Here is a 26,498-nt window from a genome sequence, read left to right on the forward strand (position 1 = left end):
CGTGGGGAAATGAATCAAACACAGGATGTAAGAGCAAGTATTTTGGAGTATGTGTATGTTATTGTTGGTGCGGTAGTTGTGGCAATAGGCTTTAATGTTTTCTTATTACCAAATCAAGTGGCGTCTGGAGGAGTTAGTGGAATCAGTACCATTTTGAATGGTTTATTTGGCTGGAATCCAGGACTTGTACAATATATGTTTAATATTCCGTTATTTTTAGCTGGTGTTGTGTTACTTGGTAAAAAATTTGGCGTAAAATCCTTTGTCGGTACAGTGACATTACCATTTGTCGTATTGTTAACGAATAATTGGGAACCATGGACAGACAATCCTTTACTAGGTGCACTTTTTGGGGGAATTGTTGTCGGTTTAGGAATAGGACTTGTCTTCAAGGGGAATGCTTCTACTGGTGGCACTGATTTACTAGCGCAGATTATTACAAAATATACCGGCATAACGCTTGGTACCAGTGTACTGTTGATTGATGGTGTTATCGCTATTAGTGCAGCAGTTGTTTTTGACTTAGAGAAAGGTTTGTATGCCCTAATCGGTTTGTATGTGACAACAAAAACGATTGATATTATACAACTCGGCTTTAGTCAATCTAAAATGGTTTATATTATTACGACGAAACAAGATGAAGTCCGTGATGCCATTTATGCTGAAATTAATCGTGGGGTAACAAAATTACCCGCCATTGGTGGATATACAGGGGAAGCAAGACCAGTACTGATGGTTGTTGTCTATCAAACAGAATTCACAAAGCTGAAACAACTCATCAAAAACGTTGACCCATCAGCGTTTGTCATCGTATCTGATGCTTATGAGGTATTAGGAGAAGGTTTCAAACGTGCATAAATTTGGTATACTATCGAGGTAAGATGTTTATCTATTATTATGAGGAGGGGTACTAATGAAGAAAGCAATGTTAACATTAGTGTTCGGTTCTGCAATTTTCTTAGCTGCATGTGGTGGCGGAGACAAAACTGCAACAAATAACAACGAAGGTGCAACTGCTCCAGATGGTGAAGCAATCGCAATGAAATCATGTATTTCTTGCCACGGCGGGGAGTTAAAAGGTCAAGGTAATACACCAGCTCTAAATGATGTAGGCTCTCGTTTATCAGAAGAAGAAATTTTAGATATTATTAATAACGGTCAAGGTAACATGCCTCCTGGTGTTGTTAAAGGTGAAGATGCCGAAGCTGTAGCAAAATGGTTAGCGTCTCAAAAATAATGTTAAAGTGAAAACTAGCGGAGCTGGAGAGCCGCTAGTTTTTTGTTTTAGACAGGAATATACTTTAGTGAGGTTTATAGTATTGCTCATTTGAAAGAATATGAGAGAGATTTCCATAGAGCTTCACCTATTATCAAGTGCAAAATCATTTCTTTTATACATAGACATGCTAAAATAAAACAATATTCAAGTCGTTTGAATGGAGGCTACAAACATTGGTCGTAGTATTAACAAGGGACGTAATGGAGAAATTTAAGTTAGAGCTATTAGGCGGCGAGGAGGGAATCGGAAGAACGATTGCCACAAGCGATATTTCAAGACCGGGACTGGAGATGGCTGGATATTTTACCCATTACCCAGCGAACCGAGTACAGTTGCTTGGCAAAACGGAACTTTCCTTTTTCGAAATGTTATCAGCAAATGTTAAACTCGAACGTATGCGTTTGCTGTGCTCTCAGGATACGCCAGCAATTATTATCTCACGTGACTTAGAGGTGCCTGAGGAACTTATTCAAGCATCCAATGAAAAGCACGTACCAGTTTTTAAAACACATATGACCACAACTAAATTTTCGAGCAGGCTGACAAATTATTTAGAAGGGCGCTTGGCACCAATGACTGCAGCGCATGGTGTTTTAGTCGATGTGTATGGCATCGGTGTATTGATTATCGGAAAAAGTGGTGTTGGGAAAAGTGAAACGGCACTCGAACTTGTGAAAAAAGGTCATCGATTAGTCGCTGATGATTGCGTAGAAATTCGTCAAGAATCAGAAAATTTATTAATAGGTAGCCCTCCGCCACTTTTAGAGCATCTACTTGAAATCAGGGGTATTGGCATTATCGATATTATGACACTCTTTGGCGCAAGTGCGGTGCGACCTTATAAGCGTATTACATTGATAATTGAGCTTGAAATCTGGGATCCAGAAAAGGTATATGATCGTTTAGGTTTAGAAGAAGAAAAAATGAAAATAATTGATACTGAGCTGACGAAGTTAACAATTCCAGTAAGGCCTGGACGGAATGTTTCCGTCATTATTGAAGTAGCTGCAATGAATTACCGGCTGAAAAAAATGGGCGTCAATGCAGCGGAGGAGTTTTCAAGACGATTAGATGAAGTCATTACATCTACAGATGAGTTAGACGATTAGCTTTCTGCATGTGTGATAGCTAGATAATGAGAGGAGCATAAAATGGACTTATTACTATTAGATATAAACCCGATTGCTTTTCATTTAGGACCTATAGCCGTTCGCTGGTATGGTTTATTAATAGTTTCGGGCATTATTTTAGCGTATTTTGTAGGGCAAAGAGAGGCTGTGAAACGAGGTCTGCCAGAGGATTTTCTAGCTGATCTATTATTGTGGGCAGTTCCCATTTCAATTCTATGCGCGCGTATTTACTATGTATCAATGCGTTGGGACTACTATGGACAAAATCCCGGCAAGATTATTGAAATTTGGAATGGCGGTATTGCTATTCATGGTGCGCTTTTAGGTGCGTTTGCGACAGCATACATATTCACACGTGTAAAAGGAGTAAGCTTTTTACGAGTGGCAGATATTGCGGCACCAAGTATTTTAATTGGACAAATTATCGGTCGTTGGGGAAATTTTATGAACCAAGAGGCGTTCGGTGGCCCGGTAACACGTGGGTTTTTAGAAAATCTGATGCTTCCTGATTGGATCATCAATCAAATGTACATCGAAGAATTAGGTACTTACGTACATCCAACGTTTTTATATGAATCTGTCTGGAATTTCATCGGTTTATTAATTTTATTAGCACTGCGTAAAGTGAATTTAAATCGTGGAGAAATTTTCTTTAGTTATTTGATTTGGTACTCAATTGGTCGTTTTTATATCGAAGGCTTACGTACAGATAGCCTCTATTTAGTTGGAGATTTACGTTCGGCTCAAGTTGTCTCGATTATAGGCATTGTAGTGGGTCTTGGTGCGATACTTTATCGACGCTGGAAGGTAAAACCTACTGTGAAATATTTAGATGAATAAATAAGGGGTGCAACACATGGTTGTAAAGGCATTGCTATTTGATTTTGATGGCACTCTACTCAATACCAATGATTTAATCATACAAACATTCATGTATATTTTAGAAGAAAGATTTCCTGGGCAATATTCGCCAAAAGATTGCCTAAATTTCATTGGCCCGTCATTAAAACAGACAATTAGTGACATATCACCTGGGGAAGAAGATGAAATGATTGCAAAATATCGTGCTTGGAATGTGCTGCATCATGATGAGCTTGTGACAGAATATCCAGATGTAGTATCAACTTTAGAGCAGTTAAAGTCGATGGGCATTAAATTAGCAATTGTCTCATCAAAACGTAATGATATGATTGACCGTGGACTTTCAGTACTAGGTGCATCCCATCTATTTGATGAACGCATTGGTACGGATGATGTAAAGAATGTAAAGCCTGATCCTGAGCCCGTATTACTTGCTCTTGAACGCCTTGGGGTATCGAAAGAAGACGCCATTATGATAGGTGATAATTCTCACGATGTGGAGGCGGGACATAATGCAGGTGTAAGATGTGCTGGTGTCGCTTGGTCGATAAAAGGTGCGGATTATTTACAGCAATTCAAGCCAGAATATATGTTGCAACATATGACAGATTTATTTGACATTGTGAAAGAGGGGTAAGCTGATGGCCCGTAAAACGGAACGTTACCGTGTTGAAGGAGCGAACTCGCTATGGAATATTTATGATACGGTGTCCTTTTGGAAGGTGATGAAGTGCTTTATTGTCATTCAAATTGGGCGCATCACACCGTTTTTACGTATGAAGAACTGGCTGTATCGTTCTTTTCTAAAAATGGATATTGGTGATAAAACATCTTTAGCTTTAATGGTCATGCCGGATACAATGTTCCCTGAGCGCATACATGTCGGAAATAATTCAGTTATTGGTTTTAATACGACAATACTGGCACATGAATATTTAATTGAAGAATATCGTTTAGGAGATGTTCATATTGGCAATGAAGTAATGATTGGTGCCAATTCAACAATATTACCAGGTGTTACGATAGGTGACGGAGCAATTGTTTCAGCTGCAACCCTTGTACATAAGGATGTGCCAGCTGGATGTCTAGCAGGCGGTAATCCTATGCAAATTATATTTACAGCAGAACAGATGGTAGAGCGTAAACGCAAGGAAGTTGTAGAATGGAGTACGCCTAAAAAGTAACATAAAACTCACGTTGTGTAGCTACGCAACGTGAGTTTTTCTTTTCCCTATAGTCAGAGGAATAACGATAACAACAAGTACACGTGAACGCTTTGCGTGTCGGAAAACTCACTGAATAAAGCTCTACTTAAAATAAATAGGTGTATAATTAACAGAATAATAAGTGTCTAAATTATTAGGTAATTGATAAGGGATTACATTGACTGATTAGTGCGAATGAGTTAGAATGCTTTTGTAATCTAATTCTCTATCACTCTAGTGAATTAAAGTGAAATGTGAGGAAGTGTCAAAATGTCATCGATTAAAATGTTTGAAAAGCCACTTGGTATGCGTGATACATTTCCACAGATTTACGAAAAAGTAGAAGCTGTAAGACAGACAGGGCGAAAATTTTTACGCTCAAGGGGCTATGAATTTATAAAAACGCCGACGGTAGAATATTTTGATACGGTTGGTAAAGCATCTGCAATTTCTGATGCACATCTATTCAAGTTAGTAGACAGCCAAGGCAACACGTTAGTACTTCGTCCAGATATGACCACACCAATTGCTCGAGTCGCTACATCAAAATTATTAAAAGAGATGATTCCGCTACGCTTAGCTTATTTTGCAAGTGTCTTTCGTGCACAAGAAACAGAAGGCGGCCGACCAGCAGAATTTGATCAAATGGGTATTGAGCTAATTGGTGATAACTCAGTATTTGCAGATGTTGAGGTCATTGTGACGGCAATGGAGCTATTGAAGCAATTTGGATTAAAAGATTTCAAAGTAACAATTGGACATGCAGGTGTACTAAATTGTATTTTACAGGACTATACAGAAAGCATTGAGCAAGAAAATACTTTACGCACATTACTTGTGCAACGCAACTATGTAGGCTTTGAGGAAGCTGTGGAATCATTTGATTTACCAAAAACAAAATCTGATGCGTTGCTGCAATTTATTGAGGAAGCAATGACTGTTAATGAAATTAAAGATATTGAAAAGTATGTACGTAAAAATGATGCACTAGAATATATGCAACAACTTGCAAAATTACTCGAGGTAGCGAATTTGGCTGATTATGTAGCGTTTGATTTTACACTTTCAAGCCATATGAATTATTACACAGGAATGCTGTTTGAGGTATTTGCATCTGGCAGTGGCTTCCCACTTGGAAACGGTGGTCGATATGACGGTTTACTTGAAGTATTTGGCTCAAAAGTAGGTGCTACAGGATTTAGTATCCGGGTGGACCGTTTGCTAGAAACGTTAGCAGGACAAACCGTTGAGAAGGAAGAGACATTTGTGGTGTTGTTTGAGGAGGAACACTATGAAGCGGCTCTTGAAAAGGTACAAGCCTTACGAGCGGCTGGTAAGAAGACAACTTTACAATTGGCAAGCAGTCTAGGCGATAAAGCTGCCTTTCAAGCACATTTTACAAAGGTAGTCGTTGTTGGACAGGGGGAAGATGACGGTGAATGAATTAACAATTGCTATGCCGAAAGGGCGTATTTTTGAAGAGGCATACCAAATGCTTATTGAAGCAGGCTTTAATTTACCGGAAGAAGTAGAGATGTCACGTAAATTAATGATTGAAATCCCTGAAGAGAAAATTCGTTTTATTTTAGCAAAACCAATGGATGTTCCTGTCTATGTGGAGCATGGTGTAGCTGATATTGGTATAGCGGGAAAAGACGTATTATTGGAGCAACAGCGAGTGGTGCATGAATTGCTTGATTTGAAAATTAGTGCATGTTATATCGCTTCAGCAGGCTTACCTCATACAACGATGAACGAAATTGCACCGAGAATTGCGACGAAGTATCCAAATATTGCGATGAAATATTATAAGGGTATTGGGGAGCAAGTCGAAATTATTGAATTAAACGGCTCAATCGAATTGGCGCCAATGATTGGTTTAGCTGATCGCATTGTCGATATTGTATCAACAGGACGTACGCTCAAAGAAAATGGCTTAGTCGAGTATGAACATATTACAGAAGTTTCATCTCGTTTAATCGCCAATCCAGTAAGCTATCGCATGAAGGGCGATCGAATAATCGACCTCGTGAAACGCTTAAAACAATGCGTCAATTAAAGGGGGCTTTGTGAATGAAGATTACCAAACTAGCAAAAGGAATTTCTTTAAAACGTCCACTTGAGGGCGGGAATGAAGAACAGTTACAGGTTGTGCGGCAGGTATTAGCAGATGTTCGAGCACAAGGCGATACAGCTGTACGTACCTATACAGAAAAGTGGGATGGCTTTGTACCAGATGAGTTACGTGTCACAAAAGAAGACATTGTAGCGGGTGCCAATGCGCTTGATGCTCAATTATATGCTGATTTGAAGGAAGCAGCGGATAATATTCGCCTCTATCATGAACAACAAATGCGCACAGGCTATCGTTTAGACTTAGCTGATGGCTCTTGGCTTGGACAGCGTATAACAGCACTGGAAGCAGTCGGTCTCTACGTTCCAGGGGGGACAGCAGCCTATCCATCATCGGTGTTAATGAATGTTATTCCTGCGAAAGTTGCAGGTGTAAAGCGTATTGTGATTACATCACCTGCAGGACGAGATGGGAAATTACCAGTTGGTGTGCTTGCAGCTGCGCATATTTTAGGGATAGAGGAACTATATAAAGTAGGTGGCGCACAGGCAATAGCGGCACTTGCATACGGCACAGAAACGATTGCAGCAGTCGATAAAATAACAGGCCCAGGCAATATTTTTGTAGCACTTGCTAAACGAGAAGTTTTTGGGGAGGTAGCAATTGATATGATTGCGGGACCAAGTGAAATTGCAGTACTTGCAGATGACACAGCCTTTGCAGATGAAGTAGCAGCGGATCTGTTATCGCAGGCAGAACATGATAGACTGGCCTGTGCAATTTTAGTCACAACTTCTGAAGAGCTTGCACATAAGGTTGCAATTGAAGTGGAAAAGCAATTAGCCCTATTACCGCGTGAGGAAGTAGCGCGAGCATCCATTGAAAAATTTGGTGCGATTTATATTGCAGAAACGATGGCAGAGGCTGTTGATGCTATTAACTCATTGGCACCTGAACATTTAGAAATTGTCACGAAAAATGCAGAAGCTGTGGCACAGCAAGTACGTCATGCGGGTGGGATTTTCATTGGACGTTATAGCTCGGAGCCGGTTGGGGATTATTTTGCTGGTACAAATCATGTGTTACCAACCAATAGTACGGCACGCTTTGCAAGTGGTTTAAATGTTGACGATTTCGTGAAAAAATCGAGCATCGTTTATTATAGTGAAAAAACGTGGGCAGAAAATGTACCGAAAATTGCACGCTTAGCACGCATGGAAGGCTTAGAGGGCCATGCCCGTGCAGTAGAATCGCGTGGATGGGAAAAGGAGTAGCACGATGACAGAAAAGAAACGCTATGCAATGGTAGAACGTAAAACAAAAGAAACGCAAATTTCTGTGGCTATTGATTTAGACGGCGAAGGAAAAGCAGACATTAAAACAGGTGTTGGCTTTATGGATCATATGCTTGATTTATTTATTAAGCATGGTCTTTTTGACGGCACTATACAAGCTAGTGGTGATACATATATTGACGATCATCATACGACAGAAGATTTAGGCATTGTTTTAGGCCAAGCAATTCGTGAGGCGTTAGGAGATAAAAAGGGCATTAAACGTTATGGGAGTGCTTTTGTTCCGATGGATGATGCCCTTGCGCAAGTTGTGGTGGATTGTTCAAATCGCCCCCATTTAGAATACCGCGTACCAGACCTAAAAGAGAAGGTAGGCACGTTTGATACAGAATTAGTGCATGAGTTTTTATGGAAATTCACGCTAGAAGCACGTATGAATGTCCATGTCATCGTACCATATGGACATAATACACATCACATTATCGAAGCAATTTTCAAAGCCTTAGCACGTGCGATAGATGCGGCAGTAGAGATTGATCCACGTGTCAAAGGCGTGCCGTCAACAAAGGGGCTGTTAACGTGAAAATTGGTGTGATTGATTATGGGATGGGCAACTTATTCAGTGTTGAACAGGCTCTAAAGCGTCTTGGATGTGACGTCAATGTCACAGCGGATGTAAATGAGCTTGATACTGCTGACGCTCTTTTATTACCAGGAGTTGGTGCGTTTCCTGATGCGATGAAGCGACTGGCTGACACAAATTTAACTAGTTATTTACACAAGGTGAAAGCAGAAAATCGTCCATTGCTTGGCATTTGCTTAGGAATGCAATTACTATTCGATGACAGTGATGAGGTTTCATCAACGAAAGGCTTAGGTTTCTTTAAAGGGAGTATTCAACGTTTTAGCGGTGTGCACGAGGGGCAACAATACCGTGTGCCACACATGGGTTGGAATGAACTAGTTATGGCTAACCGCCCAGCTTGGCTAAAGGACGAGGTGCCGGCGAAGCATGTCTACTTCGTCCATTCATTTTATGCAACGGGCATGGATGCCAATGAGCTTGTTGCTTATGCAGATTATCAAGGAATCAAGGTACCAGGCATTGTCGCGAATGGTGCTATTACGGGAATGCAGTTCCATCCTGAAAAGTCGGGAGAACTTGGTGTGTACTTATTAGAACAATGGTTAAAAGGGGTGGCAACGTGCTAACAAAGCGTATTATTCCATGTCTGGATGTCAAAGAAGGGCGTGTTGTCAAAGGTGTTCAGTTCGTGTCATTAAGGGATGCAGGGGACCCTGTAGAGCTTGCAAAGTTTTATGATGAGCAAGGGGCGGATGAGCTGGTGTTCCTTGATATTTCGGCATCCCATGAAGGGCGTGAAACTATGGTAGATGTGGTGCGCCAAACAGCAGTGGCACTTGCCATTCCCTTTACGGTCGGTGGTGGTATTCGTACACTAGATGATATGAAACGAATCTTGCGAGCTGGTGCTGATAAAGTATCCGTCAATACCTCTGCTTTAGAACGTCCAGAGCTTATCAAAGAAGGTTCTGACTACTTCGGGGCACAATGTATTGTTGTAGCAATTGATGCGCGCTATAGTGAAGAAGACGGCACATGGATGGTCTATACACATGGTGGGCGCAATAAAACAGCTTGGCAAGTAACTGAGTGGGCAAAGGAAGCTGTGCGTTTAGGTGCTGGTGAGATTTTATTAACAAGTATGAATCAAGACGGTGAGAAGTCTGGTTTTGATTTGGCATTAACAAAAGTGGTACGAGAGGCTGTGACAGTGCCTGTAATTGCTAGTGGCGGTGCAGGGAATGCCGAACATTTTTACGAAGTATTAACAGCAGACGTTGATGCAGATGCAGCACTTGCGGCATCCATCTTCCACTATAAAGAAACGAGTGTAGCGCAAGTAAAAGAGTACTTACGTGAAAAAGGAGTGGCAGTAAGATGATTGACAACATTAAATTTGACGATATAGGTCTTGTTACGGCAGTAGTTCAAGACGCCAATACAAAGGAAGTATTAACCGTAGCATACATGAACAAAGAATCCTTGGATAAAACAATTGAATCTGGTGAAACTTGGTTCTACTCACGTTCACGTCAAGAACTTTGGCATAAAGGTGCTACAAGTAGTCATACCCAAAAGGTCGTATCCATTAAAGCGGATTGTGACGGCGATGCACTAGTCATTGAAGTGCTTCCAGCAGGACCTGCTTGCCATAACGGTACGACTTCTTGCTTTACAGAAATTCTTCAAGAAAATGCGAAAGTTGGCTCAGTCGGTATTATTCCAGAGCTTATGAAAATCATTGAAAAACGTGAACAAGAAATGCCAGATGGTGCGTATACTACATATTTATTTGATAAAGGCATCGATAAAATTTGTAAAAAAGTTGGTGAAGAAGCTACAGAAGTTGTCATCGGTGCGAAAAACCGGGATGCAGAGGAAGTTAAATGGGAAGCGGCAGATTTAATCTATCATTTATTAGTATTGTTACAAGAACAGAAAGTAAATGTTTTTGACGTATTACATGTGTTGGAAAAACGTCACGAGGAGAAATAACAGCATATCGCTTATAGTATGGTATAATGAAAGTTACTGTAAAAGGAACGTGTGATGCGTTCCTTATTTCTTGTTTCGGAGGAAATATTTTGGAAAAGAAACGTCAAAAAGAAAGTCAAACGAATGTCGTATCGTTCATTCCAACAGGCGACTATTATTATAAAAAATCAATTCAAGCGATGAATAGTGGGCAAATGAATAAAGCGTATAAATATCTACAACGTGCTGTGGATTTAAGCCCAGATGATCCGATGATTTTAATGCAACTAGCGATTGTAGAGCTGGACGGTCAACGTTTTGAGGAAGCGTATGATCTACTTCGTCGTGCCTATCAAATAGACCCAGATGAGCCAGAGATAATTTTTTATATGGCTGAGGTGTCTGGATGCGTCGGAATGATTCAGGATGCGAAACGATTTGCACAGCAATATTTGCAAATGGAGCCAGAGGGTGCCTATGCAGATGAAGCGGCTGAAATTTTGGATTTTGTCGCTTTTGAGCAGGATGATTTTGAAGAGCAAGAAGGTTCAGGGGAGGATTTATATCGTCAAGAACAGGCACGACGTTGCATGGAAAAGGGCGATTTCCCTGAAGCTATTAGCATTTTGGAAGTTTTAATTGAAGATAGACCTGAATTTTGGTCGGCTTATAACAATTTAGCATTGGCTTATTTTTATGTTGGAGAGGCTGAGCAAGCAAAAGCATTATTGAATACAGTATTGCGTGATAATAAGGGGAATTTACATGCATTATGTAATTTAACTGTCATCGCGTACTATGAAAAAAACGATGAGGAATTAAAGGCACTTTTAGAGGTGCTTGTGAAAATTCAGCCATATGCTTGGGAGCATCGTTATAAACTAGGCGCAACGTTAGCGCTTATCGGACAATATGAATTAGCCTTTAAATGGCTGCGTAGTATGCAAAAACGTGGTTATTTGGGGGATGCGGGATTCTATTTCTGGTTATCACATGCGGCTTATTTTTCGGGGCATGAAGATATTTCAAAAAGTGCTTGGGCACTGTTGCTAGAACAAGATCCAGAAAAAGAGGGCTTTGAGCCTTGGCGTCAACAGGAAAACATCTTTGAGCTTGATGCATTAGAACACGATCGCGAATTTATTGTGGAGAAGCTCGAAAGTAGTTATGCAAGCGACCGAATCTTTGGCTTATTTTTATTAAGCCGTACAGCGCATAAACAAGAGATTATAGCTCACCCAAAATGGATTGATGTTGAGCAATATAATGCGTTTGAAAAACTGTTTTTGGCCTATGCACTAGGCCATCAATTTGATGAGAAAAACAAAGTGGAGGCAAGCTTTTTACGTGCAGTAAAGGTACCAGAGATTCTACTAGAGCAGTATGGGAAGCTCACATCTGTTGTCACGCCAATGTTTCAAATGTGGTTTGTACTATGTGAACAAGCACTTACGCAAAATTATCGCTTTACGAACCCAGCGGCGATTGCTGGAGCAAATGATTATTTATTCCGCTCATCTCGCATGTTAAAGGTGACGAAAAAGGACATTGCTGCGCAATATGGAATATCTGTATCAACATTATCGAAATACATTGATGACATTTTGCTATTTTTACCAAACAGTCATAATTAGACTGTGAGCAACATAGTTGAATAACTTTATACTTTCACATACGATGAACATACTAACATTATTATAAAGTGAAGCTTTAATCGGTAGGGTTTTTCTTCATCCTCGCTGATTATTCGTTGAACCACTCAGGTATTACAGGTGCTTGATTTATGACTTATCCTGCAATTCTAAGTGAAGTCGTGGCACCTGTGAGTACGAGAAAAAAGCAATAAAAGTTTAGGGGGAAGTATTTATGTCAGAAGAAAAAATTTATGATGTTGTCATTATTGGTGCAGGTCCTGCTGGGATGACTGCTGCAGTATATACATCACGTGCGAATCTTTCGACGTTAATGATTGAACGTGGTATTCCAGGCGGTCAAATGGCAAATACCGAAGAAGTAGAAAACTATCCAGGCTTTGATACAATTTTAGGCCCTGAGCTATCTACAAAAATGTTTGAGCATGCGAAAAAGTTTGGTGCTGAGTATGCTTATGGTGATGTAACAGAAATCATCGACGGTGAAGAATACAAAACCATTAAATCAGGTGCTAAAGAATATAAAACACGTGCAATTATTCTTTCTACAGGCGCAGAATATAAAAAAATGGGCGTTCCAGGTGAAAAAGAGCTTGGTGGTCGTGGTGTTAGTTATTGTGCAGTATGTGATGGTGCGTTCTTTAAACAAAAAAATCTTGTTGTCGTAGGTGGCGGAGATTCAGCAGTTGAAGAGGGTGTATACTTAACACGTTTTGCTGATAAGGTAACAATTGTACACCGTCGTGATAAACTACGTGCACAAAAAATTCTGCAAGATCGTGCTTTTGCGAACGACAAAATTGATTTCATTTGGAATGCAACGGTCAAAGAAATTAATGAAGCTGACGGTAAAGTAGGAAGCGTAACATTGCAATCAACTGTCGAGGGTACTGAATCGGAATTTGCTGCAGATGGGGTATTTATTTACATTGGGATGCTACCACTAACAAAACCTTTTGGAGCACTAGGCATTTTAAACGATGCAGGTTACATTGTGACAAATGATAATATGGAAACAAGTGTACCAGGTATTTTCGCAGCGGGTGATGTACGAGAAAAATCACTTCGACAAATTGTAACAGCTACAGGTGATGGCAGTATTGCAGCACAAGCCGTCCAGCATTACGTGGAAGAATTACTAGAAAAAATTAAAGCATAATTACATTTCCGGTTAATGCCGGAAAAAAATACAATTTTTAATAAGGTTTTAATATTGCTGTAACTTGAATGACATATAAAAGGTGTATTATACAAAGTGTAATTAGCAATCCCCCTTTTATTTTGTTTAGTAGGTTGTTTCCGCCTAAATTAGGTGGTGGCAACCTATTTTTTTGATGTCTATGCATCACATGCTTGATTTGACTATTGAACCCTACATGCTTGCAGCTAAAGGGCATGTAGGATGTACTTTTTCACCAGATTGACGCTGTTTGTTATTTCCATGATGTTTTAGCAATAGGGAAAAAATTTTGCACATACACTAGTGTCATAGCAGACAATAATGTTGTCATGAAAGACGATAAAGTCAGTGGCAAAGGCACAAACTGCATTTACTAGTGAAAGAAGCACATAGATGTGAAATCAGGACAAACGCTGACAGGTCTTGTTATAATAAGAGGTAGAATGCAAAAGAGATTAGAGGTGTGTCTATGCAAAGAATTGCGAATTTAATTGCCATAAAAGACGGCCAAGTATTGTTACTTCAAAAGCCAAGACGTGGCTGGTATGTAGCACCAGGAGGGAAAATGGAGAGCGGTGAGTCGATATATGAAGCCGCTGTACGTGAGTTTCAAGAAGAGACAAATGTAACACCAGTAAATGCACATTTAAAGGGTGTGTATACAATGGTCATAAAAGATAATAACGTCATGGTTGACGAATGGATGCTTTACACCTTTGTTGCGAAAGATATAGAGGGTGTACCATTTGAAGAAACGAGAGAAGGTAAGCTTGCATGGCACCCAGTTGAGGATTTGAAGCATCTGCCAATGGCTGAGGGTGATCGAACAAATTTACAATTTGCTGTTTCACAATCGGGTGTTCAGTATGGTACGTTTGAATATACGTCGAACTTTGAATTACTTCATGAGAAAATACAAATATCATTAGAACAATAAAGGAGTTGCATGACAGTGGTGGTTGAGAGCCAACAATGTACGCATGAATTGGTCATTATTACAGGAATGTCTGGAGCTGGAAAAACAGTAGCTATTCAAAGCTTTGAGGATTTAGGGTATTACTGTATTGATAATTTACCACCAGCATTACTTACAACTTTTTTAACCTTGCTTAAAGATTCAGGTAAAAATTTTACACGTATTGCAGCTGTCATGGATATGCGTGGCGGCGACTTTTTTGATTCTCTTATAGGCGCACTTGACCATATACTAAAAGAAGGCGGTATTGTTGTGCGCATTTTATTTTTAGATGCGGATGACGGAACCCTCGTTAGACGCTATAAAGAAACGAGACGTGCGCATCCATTAGCTGTAACAGGTTTACCATTAGACGGCATAAAACAAGAACGGGAATTATTGTCTGAGGTAAAAAGTCGTGCTAAATTCGTTTATGATACATCGAACATGAAACCTAGACAGTTACGAGAAAAAATTGTCAAAGAATTTGCAAGTGATGCAGACAATATTTTTTCTGTAAATATTATGTCCTTTGGATTTAAGCACGGTATGCCAATCGATGCGGATTTAGTTTTCGATGTCCGATTTTTAAAAAATCCTTATTATATAGAAGAATTACGCCCTAAAACAGGTTTACAAACAGAAGTTTCTTCCTATGTACTTGCTTTAGCGGATACACAAATACTTATTCAAAAACTAACTGATTTGTTTGAATTTATGATTCCACTCTATAAACTAGAGGGGAAATCGCAACTTGTTATTGCTTTTGGTTGTACAGGGGGACAGCATCGATCGGTGACATTAGCAGAATATTTTGGTGAATATTTAACCAAAAAAGAAAATGCTGTTATTACGCACCGTGACATCAATCGAAGAAAGGATTGAGTGAATGGGAAAAAAGCAAACCAGGCTTGTTGTTATAGGTGGCGGGACGGGGCTTTCTACGTTGCTCCGTGGCTTAAAGCATCATCCGTTTGATATCACTGCTATTGTCACAGTAGCAGATGATGGAGGCTCTTCAGGGCGTTTACGGGATGATTATGATATTCCCCCTCCTGGGGATGTCCGCAACGTAATTGCTGCTTTATCGGATGTAGAGCCACTTGTAGAGCAAATGTTTCAATACCGTTTTTCAGCATCAGAGGATTTAAGTGGACACTCGTTAGGTAATTTAATGTTAACAGCTTTGACAGATATAACTGGAGATTTTAATCATGCAATTAGCGAAATGGGGAAGGTATTAAAAGTACATGGTCGTGTGATTCCAGCGGCTAATAAGAAAATTTCATTACATGCAGAGCTAGAGGACGGCTCAATTATAGAGGGTGAGTCTAAAATTCCATTAGCTAAAAGTCGCGTTAATCGAGTTTTTTTAGTACCAGACAATGTGCAACCGTTACCAGAAGCAATCCGTGCTATAAATCGGGCAGACTATATTTTAATTGGTCCAGGCAGCTTATATACAAGTATTATTCCAAATTTGCTTGTGAAAGGAATTGGAGAAGCTGTTGTAAAGGCCAAGGGGCGTAAAATATATGTTTGTAATTTAATGACACAAAAAGGTGAAACTATTTCTTATACAGCAGGCGATCATGTTCAAGCTATCTATAAACATGTTGGGGATTCCTTTATCGATTCTATTTTAGTGAATGACGAAAAATTACCTCATCCTGTAAAGGAGCTTTATAAGGAAGAATGTGCTGAGCCAGTAACATTTGATGTTGCGAAGCTTGAAAGTATGGGTTTAGAGGTTATTAAACGAGATATTGCCACAATTCGACCGGATGGAACGGTTCGTCATAATGCTGCTAATTGTGCTGAATGGCTTGTAGATTATGCCAATATCTATAAACGTAAAGAAGTGAACCTATAATAGAATCATAAAGAATGCTTGTTGTATATGGTAAGATGAACATATACATAGAAATAAAGGTTGAAAGGGGGGCGTGACATGTCTTTTGCTTCTGAAACAAAAAAAGAGTTAACTCAAGTAGAAGCGGACGATCATTGTATGAAAGCGGAAGTATCTGCCTTAATTCGAATGAATGGTTCATTATCTTTCGCTAACAAGCAGCTTAGCTTAGACGTGCAAACTGAAAATGCTGCCATCGCAAGAAGGCTTTATACGATTATGAAGAAGTTATATTCATATAATGTTGAGCTTCTTGTCAGGAAGAAAATGCGTTTGAAAAAAAATAACGTTTATATTTGCCGTGTGCGAGATGGTGCGCGTGAGCTACTAATTGATTTGGCGATTATTTCTGATGATTTTCAATTCAATCATACGATTTCTAGAGAGCTTATTAAAAAGAGCGGTCAAAAAAGAGCTTATTTACGAGGCGCTTTTTTAGCAGGTGGCTCGGTAAACAATCCGGAAACGTCAGCCTATCACTTAGAAGTATATTCTTTGTATAAAGAGCACGGTGAGGCACTTATGGATTTAATGAATGAATTTGAATTAAATGCGAAAACAATTGAGCGAAAAAAAGGCTTTGTCACATACTTAAAAGAAGCTGAAAAAATTTCTGATTTTCTTAATATTGTTGGTGCACATCAAGCGATGATGAAATTTGAAGACGTTCGTATCTTGCGCGACATGCGGAATAGTGTCAATCGTATTGTGAACTGTGAAACGGCGAATTTGAATAAGACAATAGGGGCGGCGCTACGACAGGTAGAAAATATTCGCTTAATTGAAAATTCAATTGGTTTAGATCAGTTGCCAGAAAAGCTTAGAGAAATTGCACGCCTACGTGTTGAATATCAGGATGTCACATTAAAAGAACTGGGTGAGATGGTATCAAGTGGCACTGTTAGTAAGTCTGGTGTCAATCATCGCCTACGAAAAATTGATGAAATAGCAGAAGCATTAAGACGAGGAGAAAAAATAGGCGGTTAACTTTCATATATAAAAGGTATGAAAGTAATGCGCAATCGCTTATTGTTCTTTTACCATTAAGTGAGGTAAGATTAAACTAATAAGATGAACGGTAGTGAAGGGGAGTTTTGCGAATGACTGAGAGAACAGTCCAAGTAAAGTTAAAATTAGGACTACAAGCTAGACAAGCAGCGCTATTTGTGCAAGAAGCAAATCGCTTTAGCGCTGATGTTTTTCTTGAAAAAGATGAGAAAAAAGTAAATGCCAAATCTATTATGGGTGTCATGAGTTTAGCCATAGCAAAAGGTACAAAAGTTGTCTTAAGTAGCGAAGGTAGCGATTCGGAGCAAGCGGTTACATCATTAGCGGCACTTATTGAAAAAGAAGATTAAGTTAAAAAATGGCGTGTATGCAATCTGTGGTTAAAAGCGCCTAATCAAAAAAACATCTGAATCAAAATGATCCAGATGTTTCAGACTGAAGTCAAACTTTCTTTATCGAGTTTGATTTCAGTCTTTTTCTTTGGAAGTAAGTCCTGACATCTATCTTTCGTGCGGGGCTAGCTGGCTCGTTCTACCGCAGGAGTCTTGACTTGGCGACTCGAGGAGACCCTGGCTTTAACTTCAAAAAAACAGGTTTCGGGATTTCCGAAACCTGTTGTCTTCAATCTGATCCTCTATTAGAGGATATTTTATTATTTACGGTCGCTACGTTCAAAGATATGATCGATTAAGCCATATTCTTTGGCACGTTCAGCTGTCATGAAGTTGTCACGATCAGTATCTCTTGAAATGACTTCAAGAGGCTGGCCAGTACGTTCCGATAAAATACCGTTTAATTTTTCACGTAGGAATAAAATACGTTTTGCAGCAATTTCAATTTCAGTCGCTTGCCCTTGTGCACCACCAAGAGGTTGGTGAATCATTACTTCTGCATTTGGTAATGCACAGCGTTTACCAGGCTCACCAGCAGCTAGAAGGAATGCTCCCATTGATGCAGCCATACCGATACAAATTGTTTGTACTTTCGGCTTGATAAATTGCATTGTATCATAGATGGCCATACCTGCTGTGATAGAACCACCAGGTGAGTTAATGTAAAGAGAAATATCTTTTTCTGGATCTTCTGCTTCTAAAAATAGCAGCTGCGCAACAATTGAGTTAGCAACGTTGTCATCAATCGCACTTCCTAATAGGATAATACGGTCTTTTAGTAGTCGTGAATAAATGTCATATGCACGCTCACCACGGCTTGTTTGTTCAATAACTGTAGGAATTAAATTCATGTTAAATCCTCCTTTAAAAGCTAAATTCGAATACTCTTACTGAAATCACTCATTGAATTTCAGCTGTAACCTTATCATACACATTATAGTCAGGGAAGGTCAAATATTAACACTGATAATAAGAAATTAAATCTACAAAAAAAAATTTAAAACATTTGCATTCTATAGTTGAATTGTGAGCAATACGTTTGTATAATAGAAAGGTCGCAAGTTAAAGTACAGTACACTATTTTGCAGGTATGCTTCAAAAATGAGGGTTATATCTACATGATGCTTTACCGTAAAGCCTAGAGTGAGTACTTTTTTTTTATGTTCAATTGCCCTCGTGGTGTAATGGATAACACGTAAGATTCCGGTTCTTGCACTGGGGGTTCGATTCCCTCCGAGGGCGCCATTTTACTGAGAAATTGATATATTTTTATAGCTCGACTCTCTAATAAGTAGCTTAGCAGCCTGCTTAGCGGAGAACGAGAGGAACATAGTGGAAATACAGCCTATTTGGCATTATTCCCGTATTTATTCCTTTCAAACCTTCAAAAAAGCAACAACTCCAAATTATTTAGTGAACATAACTGAACGTGAGGCTAGCACGCTAGTCCAAAAAAAGAATCCTTTTCTGAGGGGGATTCTTTTTTTTGTGCCCAAAATTATCTTATTTTTGGATAAATATTATATCAACAATGTATTAGTATACATTTACTGTTGTTTAATCGCTAAGTTATGCATTATTTTTCTAAATAATGGATGTTATATTTATTATTATGAAATTACTATTACTTTTATGCAATATAGTATTGTATATGGACTCTATTATTACTATAATTGACCTAATAGTCTAACATTTCTGAATTGATAGAATTGAAGTGTGTGGAATATTATTTACTTACATTAGGGGGAACAACTATGAAAAAACGTATATGGACGTTATTAATGATTGTTGCAGTGTTTACACTAGTCCTAGCAGGCTGCGGCACGAAAGAAAATACATCTTCAAGTGATGGTGGCACTTCGGAGAATGATGGAGCCAAGAAACAGGTTTATAAAGTAGGGACAGAGGCTACCTTTGCACCCTTTGAATCAGTAGATGATAAAGGAAACATTGTGGGGATTGATGTAGATGTTTTGCAAGCAATCGCTGATGAAATGGACTTTGAAGTAGAATGGCAAAATATCGGTTGGGAACCAGTATTCCAGACAATTAAAAATAGTGAAACAGATATCGGTGCATCAGGTATTACCATTAACGAAGAGCGTAAAGAATCATTTGATTTTACAGAGCCATATTATGAATCTCAGTTATTAATCGTAGTAAAAGAGGATTCGAACATAAAATCATTAGCTGAATTAAAAGATAAAAAGATTTCGGTACAAATTAATGCAACTGGTCATATGGCTGCGAAAAAATTACAAGGTGATGCAAGTACAAATATTATGGCGTTTGAAAGCCAACCAGTTGCCATTCAAGAAATGTTAAATGGCAACGTAGATGCAACAATTGGTGATAATGCGGTTATATATGAATACATGGAGGCAAATCCAAAGGCGAAACTAAAAGTAATTAAAGATGATGCATTTGAAAAAGAATACTATGGTTTCATGGTGAAAAAGGGGAATACCGAATTACTAAATAAATTAAATGAAGGTCTGCAAAAAATTAAAGACAATGGTAAATTAAATGAAATTACAGGTACGGACTTTAAGTAATAGAGGATGCCGCTAGCCTAATTATGCTAGTGGCTCATTTGATTTTTTAGGGTAATTCATCAAGGAGAAATTGAAAGGGAAAGTAGGGGTTCAGATGGACATCTTTGACTTACGCTGGGACATAGTCTGGAACTACCGTGATATGTTTATACGTGGTATTGGTGTAACAATCATTTTAACGTTAAGTGGCTATTTCGGAGGGATTATTTTAGGTTTACTGTTAGGGTTGGGAAAATTATCAAAGAAAAAATGGATTTACTGGCCATGTAAGCTCTATGTTGATTTATTCCGTGGGACACCAATGCTTGTACAAATCTTGCTAATTCACTTAGCGGTGATTCCAACGATTTTTGGGCATTCATTAGGATATATGGTGTCAGGTATTACCGCACTGGTTTTAAACTGTGCAGCCTATAATGCAGAAATATTCCGTGCAGGCATTCAAAGTATTGATAAGGGGCAAATGGAAGCCGCACGTTCTCTTGGTTTAACGCACAATCAAGCAATGCGTAAAGTGATTTTACCACAAGCTTTCAGACGGATGATTCCGCCACTTGGAAATGAATTTATTGCTTTATTAAAAGACTCATCTTTAGTAACGGTTATTGCAGCACCAGATATTTTATATGCAAGTAAAGTAGTAGCTGGCGCAAGTTTCCGTTTCTGGGAGCCGTATATTGTCGCGGCATTGTTATATTTAATCTTAACGTATGGTGTAACAAAGGTTGTAGCATATATAGAGAAACGTTTCAGTAATAGTTATGTCCCTCGTAAAGTAGAAGGGCGGGAAGCACGATGATTAAAGTTGAAAACTTGCACAAATATTTTGGGAAGCTAGAGGTATTAAAGGGCATTGATTATGAAATAAAAGAGCAGCAGGTTGTATGTGTAATTGGGCCATCAGGGTCGGGAAAAAGTACTTTCTTACGTTGCATCAATATGCTGGAGGAAGTGACAGATGGTGCAATATATGTAGAAAATGTAAAAATTAATGATCCCAAAACGAATATAAATGCAATTCGTGCGGAAGTTGGTATGGTGTTCCAACAATTTAATCTGTTCCCGCATATGACTGTACTTGATAATGTGACAATGGCTCCTATGCAAATTCGTCATCTGAATCGTGTGGAAGCTGAGGCACTTGGCCATGAGCTTTTGAAAAAAGTGGGTTTAGATAGCAAAGCGTACAACTATCCTGAGCAGCTTTCAGGTGGCCAACAGCAACGTGTTGCAATTGCCCGTGCACTAGCAATGAAGCCAAAAGCGATGTTATTTGATGAACCAACGTCAGCTCTTGACCCAGAAATGGTAAAGGAAGTGTTAGATGTTATGAAGAATCTAGCAGCTGAAGGGATGACAATGATCGTAGTGACTCATGAAATGGGCTTTGCACGCGAAGTAGGTGATCGTGTCGTATTCATGGACGGCGGTTTTATTGTAGAAGAAGGGACACCTGAAGCGCTTTTCGGCAATCCACAAAATGAACGAACAAAAGCATTTTTAGGAAAAGTTCTTTAATTATTTATAGAAGGAAAAACGAACGGTGATCGTTCGTTTTTTTTGTACTTTATCAGATAAATTAGAAAAGATGGGCGATAAAATAGAAAAGTGTTGCGATAAATTTTAATTTTACATCACGTTACGTGGTTTCATGTATACAAAGAAGGCAGTCCCTTGTGATTTTTTATCACCTTGGGGACTGCACTTTTTTTGTATTTAATGAAGGGGATTTGTGGTAGTAGCAAAGGAATCAAGCATCGTACGCATATCTTGTTGTGTGTATTGAGGTACTTGATAGTAGCCATGCTTATTTTGGTAAATGGATAATTCGTATGCCATCTCGATGCAGTTGGGAATACTATCAGCAACAACACGTCGAACAACAGGGTTTGTTGTTTCTGTTGCTGCAGCAGTCATACATTTTGCTGCACCCTTTTGTGCACCAAGTAAGAAGCCAGAAATCGTTTCATCATTAATTTCATTTGCATTTTGCATTGGCTTTTTCGGTTGTGAGGGTGTTAGGCCATATTTAAAATCATTTCCCGTTTCCATTTGATAGCGCCCTGTTGGAACAGAAGGATCGTGTCCTGTTTTAAAGGATTCAACAATCGTGTTGTACATACCTAGGGTGAAATTATATTGGCGATCCAAAATGCTTAGTAGCTCTTGATCTTTTACGTGTGGACGTAAAATAATGCATTGATTTAGTCCTGCAATGATTTCACCAATTGTTTCATGCATGTCCATTACTTCGTGTCCACCATGATTTAGGCTTTGTTGTTGGTTGAGTGATGCGTCAGATGACTCATTATAAAATGATTGTGACAAAAAAAATTCCTCCTCTATGTCATATTTTGTTGTTGTTGCAGTATTTAGTATGTCTACTTAGCCTTATTTCATACGATGTAAATACTTTTGCATATATAGAGAATAGTGTTGTTTTTTTAGCAACACATTAGTGGTAAGGCAAGAAAGTAGAGGAGGGTTTAAAAATGAAAAAATTACTTGGACCAGTAGGAATTATTATGATTGTCATTGTTCTATTAGCATTACTATTTATACCAAAATACAATAGCCTTGTGACGGCTGAAGAAAACGTTGATTCGAAATGGGCGCAAGTCGAAAATCAGTTGCAGCGTCGCTACGATTTAATCCCGAATTTAGTGGAATCAGTAAAGGGTTATGCCAATCATGAACAAGAAGTTATTGCAAGTATTACGCAGGCACGTGCGCAGATGGGCAGTGCAAACACGCCTGAAGAGCAGGCATCGGCAAATGATGCATTGAATGGGGCATTAAGTAGATTGTTAGTCGTTGTGGAAAATTATCCGACCTTAAAAGCGGATGCAAATTTCCGTCAACTAATGGATGAATTAGCGGGAACTGAAAACCGTTTAGCTGTAGCACGTGAAGATTACAATAATGAAGTGCAAGGGTTTAATAAAATAGTTAAGCGCTTCCCAGGTAATTTAATTGCGGGGTTGTTTGGCTTTGAACAAAAGGAATATTTTAAGGCAGCTGCAGGAGCTGAACAGGCTCCGTCAGTAGATTTTAGTGAATCGAGTAAACAATAATGAAACGTTTTACATTGCTACTAGTAATCGTTTTTTGTGCCTTTACAGTGAATATAGGCATCACACAAGCAGCGATGCCAAAACCGATGAAAAATACGTATATCCATGATTTTGCGAATGTGCTATCGACGCCTGTGGAAGAGGAGCTGAATCATTATTCTGAGCAGTTAGACAAAGGCACAGGAGCTGAAATAATGATTGTGACACTAGATACCTTAAACGGGCAAGAGGCTAAAATGTATGCGACAAAAATGATTAGACAATGGGGCATTGGCGATGAAGAAAAAAATAACGGTGTACTTATATTAGCGACATTTGGACAAGGAGAAGGTAATAATGATGTCGTAATTGGTGTTGGGCAAGGTCTAGAAGGTGCTTTGCCAGACGGCAAATTGGGACGAATTTTGGATACAGCTTTTTATCCATATGCAAGTGATGGCGAAATCAGTAAAGCCTTTCAAGCTACCTACGCCGAATTATTCCAAACAGTGGCACAAGAATATAATTGGGATGGCGTTAGCCCAGCTCAACAGGAAACGGATGAATCGATGCCTACATGGGTCTTTATATTACTTATTATTTTAGTGCTCATTGTTATTACATTCTCATCTCATGGTGGCGGTGGTGGTCCACGTTCAAGAGGTCGTGGAGGTTATCCAGGTGGTTTCGGTGGAGGCTTTGGTAGTGGTGGGTCACGTGGTGGAGGCTTTGGTGGTTTTGGAGGTGGCTCATCCGCAGGTGGCGGTGCAAGTCGAAAATTTTAAATGAGTCAGCAGCAAATACACTGAGGTGCGGAATGGATTTTTACTTTAACAAAACATACAAACAACTATAGTAATTAAGTGGCTTGTCTAAAGACAAGTCGCTTTTTTTCTTGGTTAAAAAGGAAATTTCATTTAATTATTATCATTTATTGACAAAAATGATGGAGTTGTTATAATTTTATTATATCGACAAGCGATATAACGCGAACTGATATAAGGAGGAGTCATTTTGAAAAAAAGATTTTTAACAGCATCATTAGCAGTCATTTTAACAACATCTGCTGTCTACCCTGTTTCGATGCAGGAAGTACGCGCTGCCAATGAAACTAGCAGTCAAGTAGAAGTAAAAGAGGAAAGTCTATCTGCTAAGGATTTTCTAGGTTTAACTGTAACAGCTCTAACATTCCAACATGGTTCAGAGACAATGCGCCAGCAAATCACTGATAAGTGGGTAAAAGGCGAAGAATTAAAAGATTTAAGTCTTCATATTAAACGTGATGAAGCAGCACGTATTTTAGTAAGAGCTTTAGATAAAGAGGAAAAAGAAGCTACACTTGCTGAGTATCAAGAAAAAGCCAATAAGCTTGGTTTATTTAACGGTCTTTCAAATGGTGAAACGATTTCTAAACAAGATGCAGTCAAGATTTTAAACAATGCTAAAAATGTGAAAAATGGTGTGAGTAATGAAGGCGTGAAAGAAGTTTCCGTAGAAGATTTCATGAAAAATCCGGGAAGCTTTGGCTATTCTCTTTCTCCAGACGGTAATTACATTAATTATTCCTCTGAATGGGAAAATCGTTCAAATGTTTTCGTGAAAAAAATGAATGATGATAGCGAGCCAGTACGTGTATCTAGCTCAACGGATCGTAATATCGCTGGATCCTTCTGGAAAGATGATAATTTACTATATTTAAAGGATAAAGGTGGCGATGAAAACTTCCACATTTATTCAACATCATTTAATGGCAATGAGGAAAAGGATTTAACACCATACCCAAATGTAACAGTTGGGTTATTAAGCGGTTTACAAGGCGTTAAAGACGAAATCCTTATTATGATGAATAAAGAAGATGCAAAAGTCTTTGATGTGTACAAGCTTAATGTTAAGACTGGTGAAACTACACATGTTGCTAAGAACCCAGGTAACATTACTAGCTGGGTAGCGGATCGTGATGGCAATGTACGTATGGCGGTTGCTTCAGATGGTGTAGTCGGCACTGTTCTTTATCGTGATTCAGAAAAAGATGAATTCAAGCCATTTATTGAAATGGAAGCAGGAGATCAAGTTACGCCACTTGCATTCTCTAAAGACAATAAACATATTTTCGCAACTTCTAATAAAGGAAGAGACAAAGTAGAAGTCGTTAAATATGATTTAGAAGGCAAAGAAGAAGTTATTATGTCTAACTCAGAAGTGGATGTATCTGGTGTATTATATAGTGCTGAAAAAGATAAATTATTATATGGTGCATATATAACAGATAAGCCACATTATCAATTCTTTGACGAAGACTTTGAAAAATTATTCCGTAAAATCCAAAATAAATTAGGTGTGCATGAAAGTGAATTAGGCATCAGCGATTACAATAAGGAAATGACAAAATTCATTGTTAGCGTTTCTAGTGACACTGTTTATGGAAAGTATTATTACTACGATTCAACAACAGATGAACTGAAAGAATTGGCTACATTAAGTCCTTGGTTAAACCCACAAGAACTTGCAGAAATGCATCCAGTTTCTTATAAGAGTCGTGATGGCTTAACGATTAACGGGTATTTAACATTACCGAAAAACAAAGAGGCTAAAAACCTACCACTTATCGTCAATCCACACGGCGGTCCATGGGCACGTGATATGTGGGGCTTTAACCCAGAAGTCCAATTACTTGCAAACCGTGGCTACGCTGTATTACAAGTGAATTTCCGCTCTTCTACAGGTTATGGTAAAGAATTCCTAGATGCAGGTAATAAGCAGTGGGGTCTGAAAATTCAAGACGATATTACAGATGGCGTACAATGGGCTATTGATCAAGGTATTGCAGATCCTGAGCGTATCGGTATTTACGGTGCATCATTCGGTGGTTATGCAACATTAGCAGGTATTACGAAAACACCTGATTTATATGCAGCGGCAGTTGATTATGTAGGTGTATCAAATATCTTCACATTGTTAGATACAATTCCACCATATTGGGAAACAATGCGTAACATGTTCTATGAGCGTGTAGGACATCCAGAAAAAGATAAAGAGCTATTAACAGCTGCTTCACCGGTCTTCCATGTAGATAAAATTAAAACACCGTTATTCGTAGCTCAAGGCGCTAATGACCCACGTGTAAATCAGGCAGAGTCTGATCAAATCGTAAAAGCGTTACGTGATAGAGGTGTTGATGTGGAGTACATGTTGAAGGACAATGAAGGGCATGGCTTCCAAAATGAAGAAAATCGCATTGAGTTCTATAATGCTATGCTTAAATTCTTAGATAGCCATTTAAAAAAATAATAACTAGACTGTGTAGGAAGTAATCTTCTTGCACAGTTTTTTTTCTAGTAACAGGCTCACACAGAACAGACTATTTCGTTTTATAATAGCGTTAGGAGG

At 38.9% G+C, this 26,498-nt stretch carries 28 protein-coding genes and 1 tRNA gene; 27 read left to right on the plus strand and 2 right to left on the minus strand.

The features are described from left to right. Positions 1-9 precede the first annotated feature (9 nt). The 20 genes from H131_RS01975 (at position 10) to H131_RS02070 (ending at position 17,461) form a co-directional block, all read left to right on the plus strand. Complete coding sequence (locus H131_RS01975) at positions 10-858, plus strand: YitT family protein (protein WP_010857369.1); 849 nt, start codon at positions 10-12, stop codon at positions 856-858. Positions 859-913: 55 nt separating this feature from the next. Continuing rightward, a complete protein-coding gene (gene cccB / locus H131_RS01980; protein WP_010857370.1) occupies positions 914-1,237 on the plus strand; it encodes a cytochrome c551 in 324 nt (107 codons plus the stop codon). Between the two features lie 215 nt (positions 1,238-1,452). Further along, entirely contained in the window at positions 1,453-2,388 is a 936-nt protein-coding gene (gene hprK / locus H131_RS01985; protein WP_010857371.1) for an HPr(Ser) kinase/phosphatase, read from the plus strand. 42 nt (positions 2,389-2,430) lie between these two features. Further along, complete coding sequence (gene lgt, locus H131_RS01990) at positions 2,431-3,249, plus strand: prolipoprotein diacylglyceryl transferase (RefSeq protein WP_010857372.1); 819 nt, start codon at positions 2,431-2,433, stop codon at positions 3,247-3,249. Between the two features lie 16 nt (positions 3,250-3,265). Then, entirely contained in the window at positions 3,266-3,907 is a 642-nt protein-coding gene (gene ppaX / locus H131_RS01995) for a pyrophosphatase PpaX (RefSeq protein WP_010857373.1), read from the plus strand. 4 nt (positions 3,908-3,911) lie between these two features. Further along, positions 3,912-4,454, plus strand: a complete 543-nt coding sequence (locus H131_RS02000; RefSeq protein ID WP_010857374.1) for an acyltransferase — start codon at positions 3,912-3,914, stop codon at positions 4,452-4,454. Between the two features lie 291 nt (positions 4,455-4,745). Beyond that, positions 4,746-5,918 (plus strand): ATP phosphoribosyltransferase regulatory subunit, encoded by a 1,173-nt coding sequence (locus tag H131_RS02005; protein ID WP_010857375.1) that lies wholly within the window; start codon positions 4,746-4,748, stop codon positions 5,916-5,918. Then, a complete protein-coding gene (hisG, locus tag H131_RS02010; RefSeq protein ID WP_010857376.1) occupies positions 5,911-6,534 on the plus strand; it encodes an ATP phosphoribosyltransferase in 624 nt (207 codons plus the stop codon). Before H131_RS02005 ends, hisG begins: the two co-directional genes overlap by 8 nt. A 14-nt stretch (positions 6,535-6,548) precedes the next feature. Further along, the gene (gene hisD / locus H131_RS02015) at positions 6,549-7,823 is read left to right on the plus strand and encodes a histidinol dehydrogenase (RefSeq protein WP_010857377.1); all 1,275 of its coding nucleotides are present in this window, start codon (positions 6,549-6,551) and stop codon (positions 7,821-7,823) included. 4 nt (positions 7,824-7,827) lie between these two features. Further along, on the plus strand, positions 7,828-8,427 hold the full coding sequence (gene hisB / locus H131_RS02020; protein WP_010857378.1) for an imidazoleglycerol-phosphate dehydratase HisB: 600 nt from the start codon (positions 7,828-7,830) through the stop codon (positions 8,425-8,427). Further along, complete coding sequence (hisH, locus tag H131_RS02025) at positions 8,424-9,056, plus strand: imidazole glycerol phosphate synthase subunit HisH (protein WP_010857379.1); 633 nt, start codon at positions 8,424-8,426, stop codon at positions 9,054-9,056. Before hisB ends, hisH begins: the two co-directional genes overlap by 4 nt. Then, on the plus strand, positions 9,050-9,811 hold the full coding sequence (hisF, locus tag H131_RS02030) for an imidazole glycerol phosphate synthase subunit HisF (protein ID WP_010857380.1): 762 nt from the start codon (positions 9,050-9,052) through the stop codon (positions 9,809-9,811). Before hisH ends, hisF begins: the two co-directional genes overlap by 7 nt. After that, positions 9,808-10,425 carry a bifunctional phosphoribosyl-AMP cyclohydrolase/phosphoribosyl-ATP diphosphatase HisIE gene (hisIE, locus tag H131_RS02035; RefSeq protein WP_010857381.1) on the plus strand — a complete coding sequence of 206 codons (618 nt, stop codon included), beginning with the start codon at positions 9,808-9,810 and terminating at the stop codon, positions 10,423-10,425. The genes hisF and hisIE overlap by 4 nt, the downstream gene beginning before the upstream one ends. 89 nt (positions 10,426-10,514) lie before the next feature. Then, the gene (locus H131_RS02040) at positions 10,515-12,038 is read left to right on the plus strand and encodes a tetratricopeptide repeat protein (RefSeq protein WP_010857382.1); all 1,524 of its coding nucleotides are present in this window, start codon (positions 10,515-10,517) and stop codon (positions 12,036-12,038) included. 232 nt (positions 12,039-12,270) lie between these two features. After that, on the plus strand, positions 12,271-13,215 hold the full coding sequence (gene trxB, locus H131_RS02045) for a thioredoxin-disulfide reductase (protein ID WP_010857383.1): 945 nt from the start codon (positions 12,271-12,273) through the stop codon (positions 13,213-13,215). 490 nt (positions 13,216-13,705) lie between these two features. Beyond that, the gene (locus H131_RS02050; protein WP_010857384.1) at positions 13,706-14,173 is read left to right on the plus strand and encodes an 8-oxo-dGTP diphosphatase; all 468 of its coding nucleotides are present in this window, start codon (positions 13,706-13,708) and stop codon (positions 14,171-14,173) included. Between the two features lie 9 nt (positions 14,174-14,182). Then, entirely contained in the window at positions 14,183-15,076 is an 894-nt protein-coding gene (gene rapZ, locus H131_RS02055; protein WP_036129722.1) for an RNase adapter RapZ, read from the plus strand. 4 nt (positions 15,077-15,080) lie between these two features. Beyond that, positions 15,081-16,064, plus strand: coding sequence for a gluconeogenesis factor YvcK family protein (locus H131_RS02060; RefSeq protein WP_010857386.1), 984 nt, complete (start codon positions 15,081-15,083; stop codon positions 16,062-16,064). Positions 16,065-16,142: 78 nt separating this feature from the next. After that, the gene (gene whiA / locus H131_RS02065) at positions 16,143-17,090 is read left to right on the plus strand and encodes a DNA-binding protein WhiA (RefSeq protein ID WP_010857387.1); all 948 of its coding nucleotides are present in this window, start codon (positions 16,143-16,145) and stop codon (positions 17,088-17,090) included. Positions 17,091-17,203: 113 nt separating this feature from the next. Beyond that, positions 17,204-17,461, plus strand: a complete 258-nt coding sequence (locus H131_RS02070) for an HPr family phosphocarrier protein (RefSeq protein ID WP_010857388.1) — start codon at positions 17,204-17,206, stop codon at positions 17,459-17,461. Positions 17,462-17,763: 302 nt separating this feature from the next. Here H131_RS02070 and clpP read toward each other — a convergent pair whose 3' ends face one another. Then, on the minus strand, positions 17,764-18,354 hold the full coding sequence (gene clpP / locus H131_RS02075) for an ATP-dependent Clp endopeptidase proteolytic subunit ClpP (RefSeq protein WP_010857389.1): 591 nt from the start codon (positions 18,352-18,354) through the stop codon (positions 17,764-17,766). A 319-nt stretch (positions 18,355-18,673) separates the two neighbouring features. On the opposite strand from clpP, the gene H131_RS02080 reads away from it, so the two are divergent. The 4 genes from H131_RS02080 (at position 18,674) to H131_RS02095 (ending at position 21,576) form a co-directional block, all read left to right on the plus strand. Beyond that, positions 18,674-18,748, plus strand: a tRNA-Arg gene (locus H131_RS02080). A 509-nt stretch (positions 18,749-19,257) separates the two neighbouring features. Beyond that, complete coding sequence (locus H131_RS02085) at positions 19,258-20,058, plus strand: basic amino acid ABC transporter substrate-binding protein (protein ID WP_010857390.1); 801 nt, start codon at positions 19,258-19,260, stop codon at positions 20,056-20,058. 94 nt (positions 20,059-20,152) lie between these two features. Next, the gene (locus tag H131_RS02090; RefSeq protein WP_036129725.1) at positions 20,153-20,857 is read left to right on the plus strand and encodes an amino acid ABC transporter permease; all 705 of its coding nucleotides are present in this window, start codon (positions 20,153-20,155) and stop codon (positions 20,855-20,857) included. Next, positions 20,854-21,576, plus strand: a complete 723-nt coding sequence (locus tag H131_RS02095) for an amino acid ABC transporter ATP-binding protein (RefSeq protein ID WP_010857392.1) — start codon at positions 20,854-20,856, stop codon at positions 21,574-21,576. The genes H131_RS02090 and H131_RS02095 overlap by 4 nt, the downstream gene beginning before the upstream one ends. A gap of 198 nt (positions 21,577-21,774) precedes the next feature. Here H131_RS02095 and H131_RS02100 read toward each other — a convergent pair whose 3' ends face one another. Next, a complete protein-coding gene (locus H131_RS02100) occupies positions 21,775-22,386 on the minus strand; it encodes a spore coat protein (protein ID WP_010857393.1) in 612 nt (203 codons plus the stop codon). Between the two features lie 164 nt (positions 22,387-22,550). Here H131_RS02100 and H131_RS02105 point away from each other — a divergent pair, with 164 nt between their 5' ends. The 3 genes from H131_RS02105 to H131_RS02115 all read left to right on the plus strand — a co-directional run bounded on the left by H131_RS02105 (position 22,551) and on the right by H131_RS02115 (position 26,399). Further along, a complete protein-coding gene (locus tag H131_RS02105; protein ID WP_010857394.1) occupies positions 22,551-23,132 on the plus strand; it encodes a LemA family protein in 582 nt (193 codons plus the stop codon). Continuing rightward, positions 23,132-23,896, plus strand: a complete 765-nt coding sequence (locus H131_RS02110; RefSeq protein ID WP_010857395.1) for a TPM domain-containing protein — start codon at positions 23,132-23,134, stop codon at positions 23,894-23,896. Before H131_RS02105 ends, H131_RS02110 begins: the two co-directional genes overlap by 1 nt. 229 nt (positions 23,897-24,125) lie before the next feature. Beyond that, a complete protein-coding gene (locus tag H131_RS02115) occupies positions 24,126-26,399 on the plus strand; it encodes a S9 family peptidase (RefSeq protein WP_010857396.1) in 2,274 nt (757 codons plus the stop codon). The last annotated feature ends 99 nt before the right edge of the window (positions 26,400-26,498 follow it).

Origin of the sequence: Lysinibacillus sphaericus OT4b.31 (assembly GCF_000392615.1) — a bacterium.
Taxonomy (GTDB): Bacteria; Bacillota; Bacilli; order Bacillales_A; family Planococcaceae; genus Lysinibacillus; species Lysinibacillus sphaericus_B.

Bases quoted from the DNA above. Each gene is read 5' to 3' on its own strand.
- H131_RS01975 (WP_010857369.1), top strand. From the start codon at position 10: ATGAATCAAACACAGGATGTAAGAGCAAGTATTTTGGAGTATGTGTAT.
- cccB (WP_010857370.1), top strand. From the start codon at position 914: ATGAAGAAAGCAATGTTAACATTAGTGTTCGGTTCTGCAATTTTCTTA.
- lgt (WP_010857372.1), top strand. From the start codon at position 2,431: ATGGACTTATTACTATTAGATATAAACCCGATTGCTTTTCATTTAGGA.
- ppaX (WP_010857373.1), top strand. From the start codon at position 3,266: ATGGTTGTAAAGGCATTGCTATTTGATTTTGATGGCACTCTACTCAAT.
- H131_RS02000 (WP_010857374.1), top strand. From the start codon at position 3,912: ATGGCCCGTAAAACGGAACGTTACCGTGTTGAAGGAGCGAACTCGCTA.
- H131_RS02005 (WP_010857375.1), top strand. From the start codon at position 4,746: ATGTCATCGATTAAAATGTTTGAAAAGCCACTTGGTATGCGTGATACA.
- hisD (WP_010857377.1), top strand. From the start codon at position 6,549: ATGAAGATTACCAAACTAGCAAAAGGAATTTCTTTAAAACGTCCACTT.
- hisB (WP_010857378.1), top strand. From the start codon at position 7,828: ATGACAGAAAAGAAACGCTATGCAATGGTAGAACGTAAAACAAAAGAA.
- hisIE (WP_010857381.1), top strand. From the start codon at position 9,808: ATGATTGACAACATTAAATTTGACGATATAGGTCTTGTTACGGCAGTA.
- trxB (WP_010857383.1), top strand. From the start codon at position 12,271: ATGTCAGAAGAAAAAATTTATGATGTTGTCATTATTGGTGCAGGTCCT.
- H131_RS02050 (WP_010857384.1), top strand. From the start codon at position 13,706: ATGCAAAGAATTGCGAATTTAATTGCCATAAAAGACGGCCAAGTATTG.
- rapZ (WP_036129722.1), top strand. From the start codon at position 14,183: ATGACAGTGGTGGTTGAGAGCCAACAATGTACGCATGAATTGGTCATT.
- H131_RS02060 (WP_010857386.1), top strand. From the start codon at position 15,081: ATGGGAAAAAAGCAAACCAGGCTTGTTGTTATAGGTGGCGGGACGGGG.
- whiA (WP_010857387.1), top strand. From the start codon at position 16,143: ATGTCTTTTGCTTCTGAAACAAAAAAAGAGTTAACTCAAGTAGAAGCG.
- H131_RS02070 (WP_010857388.1), top strand. From the start codon at position 17,204: ATGACTGAGAGAACAGTCCAAGTAAAGTTAAAATTAGGACTACAAGCT.
- clpP (WP_010857389.1), bottom strand. From the start codon at position 18,354: ATGAATTTAATTCCTACAGTTATTGAACAAACAAGCCGTGGTGAGCGT.
- H131_RS02085 (WP_010857390.1), top strand. From the start codon at position 19,258: ATGAAAAAACGTATATGGACGTTATTAATGATTGTTGCAGTGTTTACA.
- H131_RS02090 (WP_036129725.1), top strand. From the start codon at position 20,153: ATGGACATCTTTGACTTACGCTGGGACATAGTCTGGAACTACCGTGAT.
- H131_RS02095 (WP_010857392.1), top strand. From the start codon at position 20,854: ATGATTAAAGTTGAAAACTTGCACAAATATTTTGGGAAGCTAGAGGTA.
- H131_RS02105 (WP_010857394.1), top strand. From the start codon at position 22,551: ATGAAAAAATTACTTGGACCAGTAGGAATTATTATGATTGTCATTGTT.
- H131_RS02110 (WP_010857395.1), top strand. From the start codon at position 23,132: ATGAAACGTTTTACATTGCTACTAGTAATCGTTTTTTGTGCCTTTACA.